This window comes from Streptomyces sp. NPDC127097 (assembly GCF_042724075.1).
Lineage (GTDB): Bacteria > Actinomycetota > Actinomycetes > Streptomycetales > Streptomycetaceae > Streptomyces.
In genome coordinates this window covers 1-15,050 of the sequence record NZ_JBHXFI010000062.1, presented here as the reverse complement: position 1 = coordinate 15,050, position 15,050 = coordinate 1, and the positions used below count along the sequence as shown (strand labels likewise).

The following is a 15,050-nucleotide window of genomic DNA, read 5'->3' as shown; positions in this document are numbered from 1 at the left end:
GCGGCCTTCGCACGGAATCCGCGGCTTAGATGTCGTAGTAAAGCTCAAACTCATGCGGGTGCGGACGCAGCTGGATCGGGGCGATTTCGTTGGTGCGCTTGTAGTCGATCCAGGTTTCGATCAGGTCGGAGGTGAAGACGCCGCCCTGCTGGAGGTACTCGTTGTCGGCCTCGAGGGCGTCGAGGACGGCCGGGAGGGAGGTCGGGACCTGGGGGACGCCCGCGTGCTCCTCGGGAGCGAGCTCGTAGAGGTCCTTGTCGATCGGCTCGGCCGGCTCGATCTTGTTCTTGACGCCGTCCAGGCCCGCGAGGAGGAGGGCGGAGAAGGCGAGGTACGGGTTCGAGGACGGGTCCGGGGCGCGGAACTCGACGCGCTTGGCCTTGGGGTTCGAGCCCGTGATCGGGATACGCATGGCCGCGGAGCGGTTGCGCTGGGAGTAGACCAGGTTGACCGGGGCCTCGAAGCCGGGGACCAGGCGGTGGTAGGAGTTCACCGTCGGGTTGGTGAAGGCCAGCAGCGACGGGGCGTGCTTGAGGATGCCGCCGATGTAGTAGCGGGCGGTGTCCGAGAGGCCCGCGTAGCCCTGCTCGTCGTAGAAGAGGGGCGCGCCGCCCTGCCACAGGGACTGGTGGACGTGCATGCCGGAGCCGTTGTCACCGAAGATCGGCTTGGGCATGAAGGTCGCGGTCTTGCCGTTGCGCCAGGCGACGTTCTTCACGATGTACTTGAAGAGCATCAGGTCGTCGGCGGCGGCGAGCAGCGTGTTGAACTTGTAGTTGATCTCCGCCTGGCCGGCCGTGCCGACCTCGTGGTGCTGACGCTCGACCTCCAGGCCGGCCGCCTCCAGCTCCAGGGAGATCTCGGCACGCAGGTCGGCGAAGTGGTCGACCGGCGGGGCCGGGAAGTAGCCGCCCTTGTACCGGACCTTGTAGCCGCGGTTGTTCTCCTCCGAGCCGGTGTTCCAGGCGCCGGCCTCGGAGTCGATGTGGTAGAAGGACTCGTTCGACTTCGTCTCGAAACGGACGTTGTCGAAGACGTAGAACTCGGCCTCGGGGCCGAAGAACGCGGTGTCCGCGATGCCGGTGGAGGCGAGGTACGCCTCGGCCTTCTTGGCGATGTTGCGCGGGTCACGGCTGTACTGCTCGCCCGTGATCGGGTCGTGGATGAAGAAGTTGATGTTGACGGTCTTGTCGCGGCGGAACGGGTCCACACGGGCCGTCGACAGGTCCGCGCGCAGCGCCATGTCGGACTCGTGGATGGCCTGGAAGCCGCGGATCGAGGAGCCGTCGAAGGCGAGTTCCTCGGCCGGGTCGAACGCCTTCGCCGGGATCGTGAAGTGCTGCATCACACCGGGCAGGTCGCAGAACCTGACGTCGACGAACTTCACGTCTTCGTCCGCGATGAACTTCTTGGCCTCGTCGCCGTTCTGGAACATCCAACTCCTCCTAGCCCGGTCACCGGTCGGCGGACGCGGGATTGCTACTCGGAACGCGACCCTGTGCGGTGGCGCGATGCCCGACCATAGGCAGGCGGGATTTCCCAAGCATGACCCATTTGTTTCGCCGAGGTTAACCGGCGGCGGCCGCCCTTACCTCCCAGTGTGCGCCAAAGAGGGATGTTCCGGGCGGCCGCTGCCGCCACCCCGGCCGGGGGCCCGCCGAGCCGTCCTGCCCCCTTCCGGGCCGCCCGTCGCGCCCGGTCCGTGCGGACCGCGGTCCCCGCGCCCTGGCCGGACCTCCGCGAAGGGAACGTATGCGGTCGCAGTACCGTGGTCGGGTGGACAACAGGCGAGCAATCGGATCGTGGATCTCCGGGCCCCGCGCGGCAGCCGAGGACATGGGTGTCGAGTTCGGATACCGCGGGCAGCAGCTGGGGCTGCCGGAGGAGGGGCCGGGCTCGATCGCCCGCCCCGGGCGGCGCTTCGCCGCGCTCTTCATCGACTGGGCGCTGTGCCTGCTCATCGCGTACGGCCTGCTCAGCGGCGGTAAGGCGCAGGCGGCGAGCAACTGGGCGCTGGTGGTCTTCGCGGTGCTCAGCGTGCTGACGGTCGGCACCGTCGGCTTCACGCCGGGCAAGCGGCTGCTGGGCCTGCGGGTGATCTCCGAGGACGGTGGCCGGATCTCGCTGCCGCGGGTCGTGCTGCGCACCGTGCTGCTGGTGGTGGTCATTCCGGCGGTGGTGTGGGACCGGGACGGGCGGGGGCTGCACGATCGCCTCACACGTGCCGTACAGGTCCGTCTGTGAGGGTCCGGCCGTAACAAGCCCGTCTGTGACGGTCCGGGAGTCGCGGGTCGACTGACGAGTCGCGGGTCGACTGACGACGGACCGCCCGCGGCCCAGGCACCCCCACCCCAGTCGACATTCGAAACGCCCCGGAGCTCAGGGCTCCGGGGCGTCGTCGCGTGTTCAGATGTCGGTCCGTCGCCCTCGGGCATCCGCACGCCCTCCGGCAGCGGCCCCGTGGGGACCGGCAGGTGGCGCAACAGGTCGCCCGTGCGCCCGGCCGGTCGCTGACGGTGGTCAGCGCATCTTGCCGCCGCCCTTGGGCATCCGCATGCCCTTCGGCATGGGGCCCTTCGGGACCGGCATGTTGCTCATCAGGTCGCCCAGCGCCTTGAGCCGGTCGTTGACGGCCGTCACCTGGGCGCCGGGGAGCACGCGCGGCAGCTTCAGCAGCGTCGTACGGAGCTTCTTCAGCGGCACCTGGCCCTCGCCGTCGCCCACGATGATGTCGTGGACGGGGGCGTCGGCGACGGTGCGCGCCATCCGCTTCTTCTCGGCGGCCAGCAGGCCACGGAGCCGGTTCGGGTTGCCCTCGCCGACCAGCACGATGCCGGCCTTGCCGACGGCGCGGTGGACCACGTCCTGGCTGCGGTTCATGGCCACCGCGGGGGTGACCGTCCAGCCGCGGCCGACGTTGTCCAGCACGGCGGCCGCCGCGCCCGGCTGGCCCTCCATCTGCCCGAAGGCAGCTCGCTCGGCGCGCCGGCCGAAGACGATCGCCATCGCGAGGAAGGCCAGGACGAAGCCCAGGATCCCCGCGTAGATGGGGTGGCCGATCGCGAAGCCGATGGCAAGGAGAACGCCGAATACGACGATGCCTACACCAGCGACGACAAGACCGACCTTGGAGTCGACCCGACGGGTCATCTTGTAGGTCAGGGCGATCTGCTTCAGCCGCCCGGTGTTCTCAGCGCCGGCAGCGCCGACAGCGCCCTCAGCGTTTACCTTCCTCGCCATACAGCGCAGTCTACGTGGCGTGCGGACGGCTGGTCGCCGCGGCCTCCAGTACGTACTCGGCCTCGTGGCGGTCCTTGGCGCGGCGGCGGTCCTCCAGGACCGACGTCCAGGCGTTACGACGGGCGGTGCGCTGGCCGCCACGCATCAGCACGGCCTCGACGGCACGCAGGGCGCCGGTGACCGAGGGGAGCGGGAGGGCGGGGGCGGGGGCGGTGGTGGCGCGGAGCGGCGCGGCCTGCATGGTGGGTGACTCCCTCTGATCTGTTCGGAGAAGCAGGGGTAGGTGCGGGAGCGGTGCGTGCATCCATCGTCACCGAAAGGTGTTACCAACGGATGACCTGCCGGTCAAACACCAATGAAACGTTGACGCGGCCCCCACGCCCCCCGTTCTGGGGGAGTGCGGGCCGCGTCCTCAGCATGTGCCACGTTTCACAAGAAGGCGCGCCGAGAGCGTCAAACCGCCCGACTGGACGCCTCGGCCTCGCGCCGCTCCATGGCCTGCTGGTAGAGGCGGCCGGCGCGGTAGGAGGAGCGGACCAGCGGGCCGGACATGACACCCGCGTAGCCGATCTCCTCGGCCTCCTCCTGGAGCTCCACGAACTCGGCGGGCTTGACCCAGCGCTCGATCGGGTGGTGGCGCACCGAGGGCCGCAGGTACTGGGTGATCGTGATCAGCTCGCAGCCCGCGTCGTACAGGTCCTGAAGCGCCTGGCTGATCTCCTCGCGCTCCTCGCCCATGCCCAGGATGAGGTTCGACTTGGTGACCAGACCGGCCTCGCGGGACTTGGAGATGACCTCCAGCGAGCGCTCGTAGCGGAAGCCGGGGCGGATCCGCTTGAAGATCCGCGGGACCGTCTCGACGTTGTGGGCCAGCACCTCCGGGCGGGAGGAGAAGACCTCGGCGAGCTGCTCGGGGACCGCGTTGAAGTCGGGGATCAGCAGCTCGACGCCGGTGTCGGGCATCGCGGCGTGGATCTGCCGGACCGTCTCGGCGTAGAGCCAGGCGCCGCCGTCCTCCAGGTCGTCGCGCGCGACGCCGGTGATCGTGGCGTACTTCAGGCCCATGGTCTGCACGGACTCGGCGACCCGGCGGGGCTCGTCGCGGTCCAGCTCCTGCGGCTTGCCGGTGTCGATCTGGCAGAAGTCACAGCGGCGGGTGCACTGGTCACCACCGATGAGGAAGGTCGCCTCGCGGTCCTCCCAGCATTCGAAGATGTTGGGACAGCCCGCCTCCTGGCAGACCGTGTGCAGCCCCTCGCTCTTGACCAGGCCCTGGAGGTGGTTGTACTCGGGACCCATCTTCGCCCGGGTCTTGATCCACTCGGGCTTGCGCTCGATGGGGGTCTGGCTGTTCCGGACCTCCAGGCGCAACATCTTGCGTCCGTCGGGTGCGACTGCGGACACGACCGGCTCCCTACGACTTCGTTTCTTCGGCGTACACCAGGGTACGCCCGTTGATTCGCACGTCTTTACGCGCGGTGCAACCCCGTATGGCGGGGGTGCATTCCCTGCGGTCTCCGGGGCGCATGACCGGCGTCCCGCCGTTCAGACCGCGCGGGGGAGCAGTTCGGCGCCCTCGAGGACGTCCCGCAGATGCTTCTCGGCCACGGGCAGCACCTCGGCGATGCTGATCTCGCGGCCGAGCTCGTTGGCCAGCGAGGCGACGCCGGCGTCCCGGATGCCGCACGGAACGATCTTGTCGAACGAGGTGTTGTCCGGGTTCACGTTCAGCGCGAAGCCGTGCATCGTGACGCCCTTGGCCACGCGGATGCCGATCGCGGCGAGCTTGCGGTCCTCACGGCGCTGGCCGGCGTTGGACGGCGCGTACTCCGGGCCGTTCAGCCGCGGGTCGAACAGCTCGTCCGTGACCCGCGGGTCGAAGTCGAGGTTCAGCCCGCCCAGGGCCGCCCGCTCCTCGACGGGGTCGCCCAGCACCCACACCCCGCTGCGGCCCTCGACCCGGGTGCCCTCGACGCCGAACTCGGCGCAGATCCGGATCAGCGCGTCTTCGAGGCGGCGGACATGGGCCACGACGTCAACCGGACGCGGCAGCTTCTGGATGGGGTAGCCCACCAGCTGGCCGGGCCCGTGCCAGGTGATCTTCCCGCCGCGGTCCACGTCGACGACCGGGGTCCCGTCCAGCGGCCGCTCGTCGTCGGACGTCCGGCGCCCCGCGGTGTAGACGGCCTGGTGTTCCAGCAGCAGACAGGTGTCGGGGACCTCGTCGGCGAACCGGGCGGCGTGCACCCGGCGCTGCTCCTGCCAGGCGGATTCGTACTCCACGGCGTCGGCGCCGAAGCCCAGATGCACAAAGCGCAGCCCCTCGGGTGCGGGGGTCTCCCCCCGAGAGATCGCAGTCACGGCAGCTCCTCTTCGAACCTTCGTTGCACTTTGCTGCAACGTTGATGCCACTTCGCGCCCATGCCACTGTACGGCCGCCGGCTCCGGTCTCCGCAGGCGGCCGGGGGTCCCGGCCGGTACGTCCCTGCTCACACGATCGGATGAACGCGGGTCACAGGCCGGGATCGGGCCGCCGAAGGCCGTTACATTCACGCCGTTCCACAAGGGCGCTGAGCATGCCGGACAGGGTCCGCCGAACCCGGCAGTGCGGCCCGGAAGGCAGGAGACCGGTAAAGCTGATGACGGAACGACCCCCGCACCACACGCCCAACCGCCAGCTGGCCGCGCTCATCGCCGAGGCCGGATTCTCCAATGCCGGGCTGGCCAGACGCGTCGATCAGCTGGGCATCGAGCACGGCCTCGACCTCCGTTACGACAAGACGTCGGTGACCCGCTGGCTGCGCGGCCAGCAGCCCAGAGGCACCACCCCGGCGCTGATCGCTGAGGTGTTCACCCGCCGGCTGGGGCGCCGGCTGTCCGCCCAGGACCTCGGCCTGGACGCCTGTGCGCCGGTCTACGCCGGGCTGGAGTTCGCCGCGACCCCCAGCGAGGCGGTGGACATCGTCAGCGGCCTGTGGCGCAAGGACTCCGGCAGCCACGCCGAGCTCCGCAAGATCGCGTTCACCCCGGCCGGGCTCGTGGTGCCCAGCCGGGACTGGCTGATCGGCCGGGCCGACGAGCGGGTCGCCCGCGGCGAGAGTGCCCCCGAGGGCGCGGGCCGGGTGCCCGCCCAGGGCGGCCGGCCCGCCGTGGTGCCGCGCCAGCGCCGCAACGACCGGGTCGACCGCACCCAGGGCTCCCGGGTCACCTCCGGCGACATCGCGGCGCTGCGCTCGGTGGGCGAACTGTTCCGGGCGCTGGACCACGCCTACGGCGGCGGCCACGCCCGGCAGGCCCTGGTGCGCTATCTGGAGCACGAGGCCGAGCCGATGCTGCGCGGCACCTACAGCGAGGCCACCGGCCGCCGGCTGTTCGCCGCCGCCGCCGATCTGACCCGGCTGGCGGGCTGGACCTCGTACGACATCGCGGCCCACGGGCTGGCGCAGCGGTACTTCGTCCAGGCCCTGCGGCTGGCCCAGGCCGCCGGCGACCGGGCGTACGGGTCCTACGTCCTGGTGACGATGAGCCGGCAGGCCGTCTATCTGGGGCACGGCAGGGAGGCCGTCCAGCTGGCGCGCGTCGCCCAGCAGGGCATCGGCAGCAGCGCACCGCCCACGGTGCAGGCGCTGCTGCACTCCGCGGAGGCCCGCGGCCACGGTGTGCTGGGCGAGGTCCGGGCCTGCACCGCGGCGCTGGCCCGTGCCGAGCGGGCGCTGGAGACCGTCCGCCCCGGCGACGACACCCCGTACTGGGCGCGCTTCTTCGACGAGGCACAGCTCGCCGACGAACTGGCGCACTGCCACCGCGATCTCCAGCAGTACCGCGCGGCCTCCCAGCACGCCGAACGCTCCCTCCAGCTGCGGGCGGCCGGCTTCGCCCGCAGCCGGCTCTTCTGCCGGGTGGTGCTGGCGACCGCCCGGCTGGGCCTGGGCGAGCTGGAGCAGGCGTGCACGCTGGGTGCCGAGGCGGCGCTCCAGGCTTCCGAGATGCGGTCCGTACGGGCCCATGAGTACGTCCGGGAATTCGAGCGCCGCCTGGAGCCGTACCGGGACGCGGCGGCGGTCCGGGGGTACCAGGAGCGGGTGGCGGCGCTGGGGTGACCCGGGCCCGGCCCCCCGGGGTCAGGCCGCCGTGGGCAAGGTGTCCGGTTCCGTCGTGAGGCCGGGCAGGCCGAAGTCCTGGAGGACGGCGCGGGCCGCGCGCCGTCCCGAGTTCAGGGCGCCCTGGAGCGTGCTGGTGTCGCGGTGGTCGCCGCACACATAGAGCCCGGCGAGCACCCGCACCGTGCGCTCCGGGTCGTACGGGGCGGGCATCGCGGGGACCGCGTACGGGGTGTGATGGGCGGTCAGCAGCTGCCGGTCCTCGGTGTGCGCACCGTAGATCCGGTCGAGCTGAGGGCGGATCGTCCGCTCCAGAAGGGACAGCGGCAGCGCCGCCGCGGCGCCGAGCACGGCCGTGGTGATCAGGGACCGGCCCGGCGGCGTACGGGACGGGTCGATCGCGCCGGCGGCGTAGGTGTACGCGACCGGGCCGTCGGTCGGCAGGATCAGCGTCGTGTCGCGGGCCGCCGCGCCCCGGCTCCCGGGGGCCACCGCCGCGGAGTGGTGCAGGACGGTCACCGGGTGGAAGGCGGGCACCCGCAGTCCCGGCAGCAGTTCGGCCGCCTCCCGCGCGCCGGTCGCCACCAGCACCGCCCGGCACGGGATATGACCGTGCTCCGCGGTGCTGACGCCGGTGGTGGAGACGGCGGTGACCTGCACGGACGTACGGACCGTGCCGGGTGGCAGCGCGGCGGCGAGCAGTTCGGGGACGGCCGCGGCGCCGCCGGCCGGCAGCCACAACCGGCCCTCCGCGTAGGCGCGCAGCGCCGCCGCGGCACCCCGGCTGGAGCCGCGCAGCTGCGGATCGCACAGCAGCGCGCCCAGCAGGGGCCGCAGCAGCGCGTCATGGGTGCGCGGCGGGAAGGCGGGGCGGCCCGCCAGGACGTCGCGGACCGGCCGGTCGGCGGGCCGGGAGTGGGTGGCGGAGGCGGGGGGAGTGACGGAGGTGTCGGCGGTGCGGTCGGTGCTCCGGTCCGTACGGCGGTCCGTGTCCTGGACGGCCCGCCGGTCGGTGAGACGGCCCACCTGGCGGCCTGTCTGGCGGCCCGCCTGGCGGTCCGTCCGGCGCTCCGTACGACGGTCGGCGCGGGAGAGGGCGCGTGCCGCGGCAAGGGCGCCCCGCGCGGTCCGGGGGGCGCTGATGCGCTGCGTCCGCTGGCCGTTGTGGAGGCTCAGGCCGGGGGCGAACGGGCGCAGGGTCAGCTCGCCGAGCCCCGGCGTACGGCGCAGCTCGGCGGCGGAGACGGCCAGCGGCCGGCCGCAGCGGTCCAGCCGGAAGCCGTCGAGATGGTCGGTGACGGACCGGCCGCCGATCCGTGGCGCGGCCTCCAGGACGGTGACCGACACTCCTACGCCGGTCAGATGGCGGGCGGCGGCGAGACCGGCCGGGCCGGCTCCCACGATGACGACGTCCACGGCCGATGCGGTGCGCAGCACTTGCCCCTCCCGAGGTCGGTCCCAAATGGCGGCACCGAGTGTCATGCCCGGTACAGCTGCGAGAGATGCCGAGTCGTGGGTGTGAGGTGGCATCAGGGAGGCTGTTGTCTGGGTGTCAGGGGCAGCCGGGGGCGCGCCGGAACGCCCTCGGCCGGGCCCGCCGGGCGGACCTGGCCGGCCGAAACACGGGCCCTACGCGGCGGCCCGGACCGCTTCCATGATGCGGGGATGGCGGAACGTGAACCCGGAGTCCAGCAGCCGCCGCGGGACGACCCGCTGGCTGCCCAGCACATCGTCGGCGAACTCACCGAGGGCGATCCGCAGCACCGGCGCCGGGACGGAGAACAGCGTGGGCCGGTTCAGCACCTTGCCCATCACGGCGGTGACCTCGCGGTTGGTGACCGGCTCCGGGGCCGTGAGGTTGACCGGCCCGGCCAGGTCCGCGGTGTCGAGGAGATGGCGGAGCGCCGCGATGTGGTCGTCCAGGGAGATGAAGCTCCAGTACTGGCTGCCGTCGCCGAGCCGCCCGCCCAGACCCAGCCGGAAGACCGGGAACAGCCGGCCCCAGGCGCCGCCGGAGTGCGCCACGACCAGACCGGTGCGCGCGAAGACGGTACGGATACCCGCGTCCTGGGCCGGTTTCGCGGCGTCCTCCCAGGCCACGCAGACCTCCGGCAGGAAGCCGTGGCCGGCCGGCGCGCTCTCGTCCGTGCGCCGGTCACCAGTGTCGCCGTAGTAGCCGATCGCGCTGCCGCACACGAGGACCCGCGGTGGGGTGTCCATGGCGGCGAGGGCCGTGGCGAGCGTGCGGGTGCCCAGCACCCGGCTGTCCCGGATCTCCTGCTTGTAGGCGGCCGTCCAGCGGTGGTCGCCGACCCCGGCGCCGGCCAGATGGACCACCGCCTCGCAGCCGGCCAGCCCGGCCGTGTCGACCTCCTGGCGCCCGGGGTCCCAGCGCACCTCGTCGGCGGCCGCGGGCGCCCGCCGTACGAGCCGGACGACGTCATGGCCGTCCGTGCGCAGGGACCGTACGAGCGCCGTACCGATGAGTCCGGTCGAGCCGGTGATCGCGATCCGCATGGGGCCATACTGCCCGCAGTGGCGGGCCGGTGGCGGCACCCGGGGCCGGATCGCGCCCCTCTGCCCGCGCTGTGCCTAGGGCCGGAAGCGGTCCCAGAGGGTGGGGAAGCGCTCCGCCATGGTCCGCTCGTCGTCGAAGTCGAGGTAGGAGCCGAGCGGTTCGCGGGGCGGCGGGGGCAGCTCCAGGTCCGGCATCACCCCGCCGGTCAGCTGCTCGTACGCCTCGTCGGCCGCGTAGCCCAGCTCCTCGGCGTCGCCGTCCACCGACTCGTCGAAGTCGTCCACCAGCTCGGCGAGCTGGTCCGGGTCGTGCAGCCCGCCCTCGAAGACCTCCCGGCCCTGGCCGATCAGCCAGCAGCGGAAGTAGTCGAAGGCATCGTCGCTGGCGCCGCCCAGCATCACGGAGGCGGCGGCCCACAGGTCCCAGGAGTACGCCCGGTTGTAGCGGGCCTCGAAGTGGCGGGCGAAGTCCACGACGGCGTCCGGGTCGAGCGCGAGCAGCCGCTCGACCAGTGCGTCGGCCTGCTCCTCGGGATCGCCCTCAGCGGCCTCGCGGGATGCGTCGATCAGCTCCCAGAACTCCGTCTCGTCCATCACCGCTCCAGCATCTGCCCTGCCGGCGCCCGTCGCATGCGGAGTCCCCCGGATGCGACGGGGTCGTTATCCGGAATGATGACGCGCTGCCCGGAAGGGTGACGGGGTGTTCGGACCGCGGCTCGCGCACCCCGGTCGGTGATCCGTCTTGTGACCGTCCCAAGAATCACTCGTTGGAAGGCGTGCAACGGACAACGACCGCATATCCCTCATTTCGCGAAGGGCTGTTCCAGGCCATGCCCATGGACGAACGCACCCGGGCCGATGTCGAACGGGCCGAGGCGGCCATCGTCGAGCACTATCCACGGCTCGTCCGCCTCACCTACCTCGTACTGCCCCCGTCGATGGGCCGCCACCGCCGGGTCCTGACCGCACACGGTCTGGTCCAGCGCGCGCTGCCCCGGACCCGGCTGCGCCGCCCGGACGGCGGGCTGCCGGCGCAGCGCGGCCCGGCCCCCGAGTCCGGTTACGACCTGGTCCGCCAACGGGCCCTGCGGCTGGCGCTGGCGTACGAGGGACAGCCGGGCCGGGTCCTGCCGGCGCTGCCCCTGGTCTGGGGGCTGCGGCTGTTCCCGCGGGCCGGCGGCGCCGATGAACTCGCCCTGGACCAGGCGCTGTCCGCCGTCCCGGCAGCGGTCCGGGCCGCCCTCGGGCTGGGGCATCTGGAAGGGCTGGACGAGGACGCCGCACGCGCGGTGCTGGCGCGGGCCGGGGCCGGGGAACCGGACGCGGCGCAGCGGGCGGCCGCGCAGCTGGACCTGGAGACCGGGGCCGGTGCGGCGGCCCTGCTGGGCTCGGGGGAGTTCGACCCGTGCATGGTGCAGACCCGGCCGACGGATCTGCTGCGCCGCCGGCAGCGGGTGCGGGTGGTGGCCGCGGTGGCGGCCGTCCTCGCGATCGGTGCGGCGGTGGCCGGGGCCTGGCCCGACACGGCGGACCGACCGGCCCCGACCCCCGCGCAGCAGGCGCTGGACCCGGGCCGGCTGCTGCGCACCCCCAACGAGCAGTGGGCGGACACCTCCCGGGTCGACTTCACCGCCTGGCCCGTCCGCGGCCGGCAGGCCGGCGACCGCAAGCTGCTGGCACGCGCGCTGCGGGTCTGGGCGGCGCCGCCCCCCGACACCCGGATCAGGGCGGCCGCGGGCACCTCCACCCGGCCGCCCGGCCATCCGCCGCAGCTGCTGTACGCGGGCCTGATCGACAACGTCATGGTGGTGGTCCTGTACGACGGGGAGCGCCTGGTCCGCTACGCCGAGCCCGAAGGCGCCACGCCCACCCTGCACTTCGCCCGGGTCGACGCCGCGGATCTGACGACCGCTGCCGCGCTGGTGATCGGGCGCGGCAAAGGCTGGATGCGCTATCTGCTCGCACCGTGGATCTCCGAGATCACCACCCGGGATCTGCTGGCCCCGGCCGCCCCGCCGCACGGGCTGCATGTCGCCCCCGACGGCGTCACCGACCGGATCCCGCTCCCGCCCGCGACGGGCACCGGCTGCGGGCGCTGGCCGGTGGCCCAGCTGCGGCCCTCGACACGGATCGTGGCGGCCGGCCCGGACACCGCCTTCCTCGTCGCCGACCTCGACGATCTCGTCCCCGCCCACCTCTCCTCCGGGCCCCCGCCGTCCGCCGGCGCCCCGGCCGGGGTGCCGACCGGGGCGACCGCTGCGCCCGCGCTGCGGAACTGGGCCCGTACGGCCTGCTCGCTCGGGTCGCTGCGGGGCGCCGGCGTACGGTCCGTCAACACCTGGGAGTTCGCCCGGCAGCAGCTTCCGGAGGACGGCGGCAGCGCGGCCTGGGTGTGCACCCGCGCCGACACCTGGCGCGGGCCCGGCAGCGTGACCCTGCGGTTCCTGCCGCCCGCCGCGCGCCCGGCCGACCCCGGGCGGATCGCCGGACGGGCCGGGAACACCGCCGCCTGTAGCCGCTTCGGGCCCCAGGTGGTGGCGGACCTCCACTGGCAGGCGAAGTCCGGGAAGTGGTACCTGCTCGCGGCCGGCAGCCCGGGGGTCGGCGGACTCGACACCACCGGCGGGGTCCGCGCCACGGCCGAGGAGAACACCCTCGCCACACCGGCCGGGCCGGCCACACCGGCGGAGGTCACCGGGCGGCTGCGGGCCGGAGGGAGCGTACGGGCGCCGCATCCGTAACCGGTGGACGGATGGCCGGGCAGTGCGCGCGGAATCCGGACAGAAGGTGTCGGGTATCGCTGTCAGGGTCGCCATGCGGAACGACAGGGCACCTGACAGCGAGGAGTGGCGTACGTGACCGGACAGAAGGAACTGGCGGGACGGGTGGCGCTGGTCGCCGGGGCGACCCGGGGCGCGGGCCGGGCCATGGCGGTGGAGCTGGGCCGGGCCGGCGCCCTGGTCTATGTGACGGGGCGGACCACCCGGGAGCGGACGAGCGAGGTCGGCCGGCCCACGGAGACGATCGAGCAGACCGCGGAGCTGGTGACCGCGGCGGGCGGCACCGGTATCGCCGTACCGACCGACCACCTGGATCCTGTCCAGGTCAAGGCGCTGACCGAGCGCATCGACCGGGAACAGGGCCGGCTGGACGTGCTGGTCAACAGCCTCTGGGGCGGCGACCGGCTGATCGAGTTCGACACCAGGCTGTGGGACCTCGATCTGGAGAACGGGCTGCGGATGTTCCGGCTCGGCATCGACACCCACATCATCACCAGCCATTACGCGCTGCCGCTGCTGATCCGGCGGCCCGGCGGCCTGGTCGTCGAAGTCACCGACGGCACCGCGACCTTCAACCGCCGGTACCGCGAAAACCTCTGCTTCGACCTCACCAAGAACGTCCCGCACCGCATCGCCTTCGGCCTCGCCGCCGAACTCAAGGAACACGGCGGCACGGCGGTCTCGCTCACCCCCGGCTTTCTGCGGTCCGAGGAGATGCTGGACCACTTCGGGGTGACGGAGGAGACCTGGCGCGACGCGGTGGCCCAGGAACCGCACTTCGCCATCGCCGAGTCGCCGGCCCTGATCGCCCGCGGGCTGCGGGCGCTGGCCGCCGACCCGGACAAGGCGCGCTGGAGCGGGCAGTCGCTCTCCAGCGGCCAGTTGGCGAAGGAGTACGACTTCACCGACACCGACGGGTCCCGGCCCGACGCGTTCGGGTACTTCGAGGAGGTGGTCTTCGGGGGCAAGGACGGGAGTGCGGCGGACTATCGCTAGGCCGTTCCCCCGACGGGGCGCGCCGCTTCGTTTGTGCCGTCATGCGGCTGCGGCCGCGGCCGCGTCGTGGCCGGGCGCGCAGTTCCCCACGCACCTTTGGGCCGCGCGCGGTCATGGGTACAGTGCGGCGGTCCGGTGGGCGGCCGTGGCGAAGCGGGCACGGAGCTCGGGGGGCGCGAGTATTTCGCCCTCCGGGCCCAGCGCCAGCAGCTGGGCGTAGGCGACGTCGGCGGACTCCACGGCGAGGGTGACCGTCAGCCGGCCCTGTTCGTCGGGGCCGCCCTCGGACTGCGCCCGGGCGATCGCCTCGCGGGCCGCGGTGCGTTCGGTGACGTAGGGGAGCTGGCGGATGCCGCTTGCGGACAGCCGCAGCACGACCTCCTCCCGCAGGATCGACCGGGCGAACTGGGCCGCCCGCTCCGCCCAGAACGCCGGGAGGTCGAAGGCGGCGTCGCGGGTGAACCGTTCGCGGGCGGCCTCGGTCCCGGCGTCCCGGGCCCCGGTGCCGCTGTCGCGTTCCGCGGCTGCCACCACGGCGGTGAACCTGTCGACCCGGTAGACGCGGTAGTCCCCCTCCGTACGCGCCGCCAGATACCAGACCCCCGCCTTCAGCACGAGGCCGTACGGCTCCAACTCCCGCTCCACCTCGGTGTCCTTGCGGAGGTAGCGGGCGGTGATCCTGCGGTCGTCCCAGACCGCGTCGGCGATCTCGGGCAGCAGGGCGGGCGTCTCGGGCTCCTGATACCAGGCGGGGGCGTCGAGATGGAAGCGCTGGGCGACGCCCGTCGCGGCGTCCCGCAGCTCGGGCAGCAGGGCGGCGGAGACCTTCAGCCGGGCCGCGGACGCGGCGTCCGCCAGCCCCATCTCGCGCAGGGCGGACGGCACTCCGGACAGGAAGAGCGCCTCCGCCTCGCTGCGGCCGAGGCCGGTGAGGCGGGTGCGGTAGCCGCCGATGAGGCGGTAGCCGCCCGCCCGGCCGCGGTCCGCGTAGACGGGCACGCCCGCCTCGGACAGCGAGAGGACGTCTCGGGCGACCGTGCGCTCCGAGACCTCCAGCTCTCGTGCGAGCTCGGCCGCCGTCATCGACGGCCGAGCCTGGAGTAGCAACACCATCTTGATCAGTCGGGCCGCGCGCATGGGGCCATGATGCGGGGGGCCACTGACAGTGGCCGTTGACGTGCGTTTTTGTCTGCGGGTGCCGTTGTGGCTGGGCGCGCAGTTCCCCGCGCCCCTGTTTGGGTGGCCGTGCCGTTGTCTGGTGCGGGGCCGTGGTGGCTGGCGCGCCTGTTTGGTCGCCGTGCGTTGTTTGGTGCGGCGCCGTTGTGGCTGGCGCCGTTGCGGGGTCTGTGGTTGCCGCGGGGGTCGGAGGGGACGCACCGGGGCCCGTCCTCGGCGCGGGCGACGCGGGTGCGTGGGA

13 protein-coding genes are annotated in these 15,050 nt (G+C 73.0%); 4 read left to right on the top strand and 9 right to left on the bottom strand.

What is annotated here, in order from left to right:
- Nucleotides 1-25: 25 nt before the first annotated feature.
- A complete protein-coding gene (gene glnA, locus ACFWJW_RS32030; RefSeq protein WP_387247705.1) occupies nucleotides 26-1,435 on the bottom strand; it encodes a type I glutamate--ammonia ligase in 1,410 nt (469 codons plus the stop codon).
- Nucleotides 1,436-1,776: 341 nt separating this feature from the next.
- Here glnA and ACFWJW_RS32025 point away from each other — a divergent pair, with 341 nt between their 5' ends.
- The gene (locus tag ACFWJW_RS32025; RefSeq protein WP_362828600.1) at nucleotides 1,777-2,244 is read left to right on the top strand and encodes an RDD family protein; all 468 of its coding nucleotides are present in this window, start codon (nucleotides 1,777-1,779) and stop codon (nucleotides 2,242-2,244) included.
- A gap of 276 nt (nucleotides 2,245-2,520) precedes the next feature.
- On the opposite strand, the gene ACFWJW_RS32020 is transcribed toward ACFWJW_RS32025, so the two are convergent.
- The 4 genes from ACFWJW_RS32020 to lipB form a co-directional block, all read right to left on the bottom strand.
- On the bottom strand, nucleotides 2,521-3,240 hold the full coding sequence (locus ACFWJW_RS32020) for a DUF4191 domain-containing protein (RefSeq protein WP_387247703.1): 720 nt from the start codon (nucleotides 3,238-3,240) through the stop codon (nucleotides 2,521-2,523).
- Between the two features lie 10 nt (nucleotides 3,241-3,250).
- On the bottom strand, nucleotides 3,251-3,481 hold the full coding sequence (locus ACFWJW_RS32015) for a hypothetical protein (protein WP_387247701.1): 231 nt from the start codon (nucleotides 3,479-3,481) through the stop codon (nucleotides 3,251-3,253).
- Nucleotides 3,482-3,693: 212 nt separating this feature from the next.
- Entirely contained in the window at nucleotides 3,694-4,644 is a 951-nt protein-coding gene (gene lipA, locus ACFWJW_RS32010) for a lipoyl synthase (protein WP_387247699.1), read from the bottom strand.
- A 141-nt stretch (nucleotides 4,645-4,785) separates the two neighbouring features.
- On the bottom strand, nucleotides 4,786-5,601 hold the full coding sequence (gene lipB, locus ACFWJW_RS32005) for a lipoyl(octanoyl) transferase LipB (protein ID WP_387247697.1): 816 nt from the start codon (nucleotides 5,599-5,601) through the stop codon (nucleotides 4,786-4,788).
- 278 nt (nucleotides 5,602-5,879) lie between these two features.
- On the opposite strand from lipB, the gene ACFWJW_RS32000 reads away from it, so the two are divergent.
- Nucleotides 5,880-7,340 (top strand): regulator, encoded by a 1,461-nt coding sequence (locus ACFWJW_RS32000; protein ID WP_387247695.1) that lies wholly within the window; start codon nucleotides 5,880-5,882, stop codon nucleotides 7,338-7,340.
- Nucleotides 7,341-7,361: 21 nt separating this feature from the next.
- Here ACFWJW_RS32000 and ACFWJW_RS31995 read toward each other — a convergent pair whose 3' ends face one another.
- The 3 genes from ACFWJW_RS31995 to ACFWJW_RS31985 all read right to left on the bottom strand — a co-directional run bounded on the left by ACFWJW_RS31995 (nucleotide 7,362) and on the right by ACFWJW_RS31985 (nucleotide 10,451).
- Nucleotides 7,362-8,777 (bottom strand): FAD-dependent oxidoreductase, encoded by a 1,416-nt coding sequence (locus ACFWJW_RS31995; protein WP_387247693.1) that lies wholly within the window; start codon nucleotides 8,775-8,777, stop codon nucleotides 7,362-7,364.
- Between the two features lie 192 nt (nucleotides 8,778-8,969).
- The gene (locus tag ACFWJW_RS31990; protein WP_387247691.1) at nucleotides 8,970-9,857 is read right to left on the bottom strand and encodes a TIGR01777 family oxidoreductase; all 888 of its coding nucleotides are present in this window, start codon (nucleotides 9,855-9,857) and stop codon (nucleotides 8,970-8,972) included.
- Between the two features lie 75 nt (nucleotides 9,858-9,932).
- The gene (locus ACFWJW_RS31985) at nucleotides 9,933-10,451 is read right to left on the bottom strand and encodes a DUF4240 domain-containing protein (RefSeq protein ID WP_387247689.1); all 519 of its coding nucleotides are present in this window, start codon (nucleotides 10,449-10,451) and stop codon (nucleotides 9,933-9,935) included.
- Between the two features lie 242 nt (nucleotides 10,452-10,693).
- Here ACFWJW_RS31985 and ACFWJW_RS31980 point away from each other — a divergent pair, with 242 nt between their 5' ends.
- Nucleotides 10,694-12,598 carry a hypothetical protein gene (locus ACFWJW_RS31980; RefSeq protein ID WP_387247687.1) on the top strand — a complete coding sequence of 635 codons (1,905 nt, stop codon included), beginning with the start codon at nucleotides 10,694-10,696 and terminating at the stop codon, nucleotides 12,596-12,598.
- A 114-nt stretch (nucleotides 12,599-12,712) separates the two neighbouring features.
- The gene (locus tag ACFWJW_RS31975; RefSeq protein ID WP_387247685.1) at nucleotides 12,713-13,633 is read left to right on the top strand and encodes an SDR family oxidoreductase; all 921 of its coding nucleotides are present in this window, start codon (nucleotides 12,713-12,715) and stop codon (nucleotides 13,631-13,633) included.
- Nucleotides 13,634-13,744: 111 nt separating this feature from the next.
- Here ACFWJW_RS31975 and ACFWJW_RS31970 read toward each other — a convergent pair whose 3' ends face one another.
- Entirely contained in the window at nucleotides 13,745-14,770 is a 1,026-nt protein-coding gene (locus ACFWJW_RS31970; RefSeq protein ID WP_387247684.1) for a helix-turn-helix transcriptional regulator, read from the bottom strand.
- Nucleotides 14,771-15,050 lie beyond the last annotated feature (280 nt).

Coding starts and splice junctions, on each gene's coding strand:
- glnA (WP_387247705.1), bottom strand. CDS start 1,435: ATGTTCCAGAACGGCGACGAGGCCAAGAAGTTCATCGCGGACGAAGAC.
- ACFWJW_RS32020 (WP_387247703.1), bottom strand. CDS start 3,240: ATGGCGAGGAAGGTAAACGCTGAGGGCGCTGTCGGCGCTGCCGGCGCT.
- ACFWJW_RS32015 (WP_387247701.1), bottom strand. CDS start 3,481: ATGCAGGCCGCGCCGCTCCGCGCCACCACCGCCCCCGCCCCCGCCCTC.
- ACFWJW_RS32000 (WP_387247695.1), top strand. CDS start 5,880: ATGACGGAACGACCCCCGCACCACACGCCCAACCGCCAGCTGGCCGCG.
- ACFWJW_RS31990 (WP_387247691.1), bottom strand. CDS start 9,857: ATGCGGATCGCGATCACCGGCTCGACCGGACTCATCGGTACGGCGCTC.
- ACFWJW_RS31985 (WP_387247689.1), bottom strand. CDS start 10,451: ATGGACGAGACGGAGTTCTGGGAGCTGATCGACGCATCCCGCGAGGCC.
- ACFWJW_RS31980 (WP_387247687.1), top strand. CDS start 10,694: ATGGACGAACGCACCCGGGCCGATGTCGAACGGGCCGAGGCGGCCATC.
- ACFWJW_RS31970 (WP_387247684.1), bottom strand. CDS start 14,770: ATGCGCGCGGCCCGACTGATCAAGATGGTGTTGCTACTCCAGGCTCGG.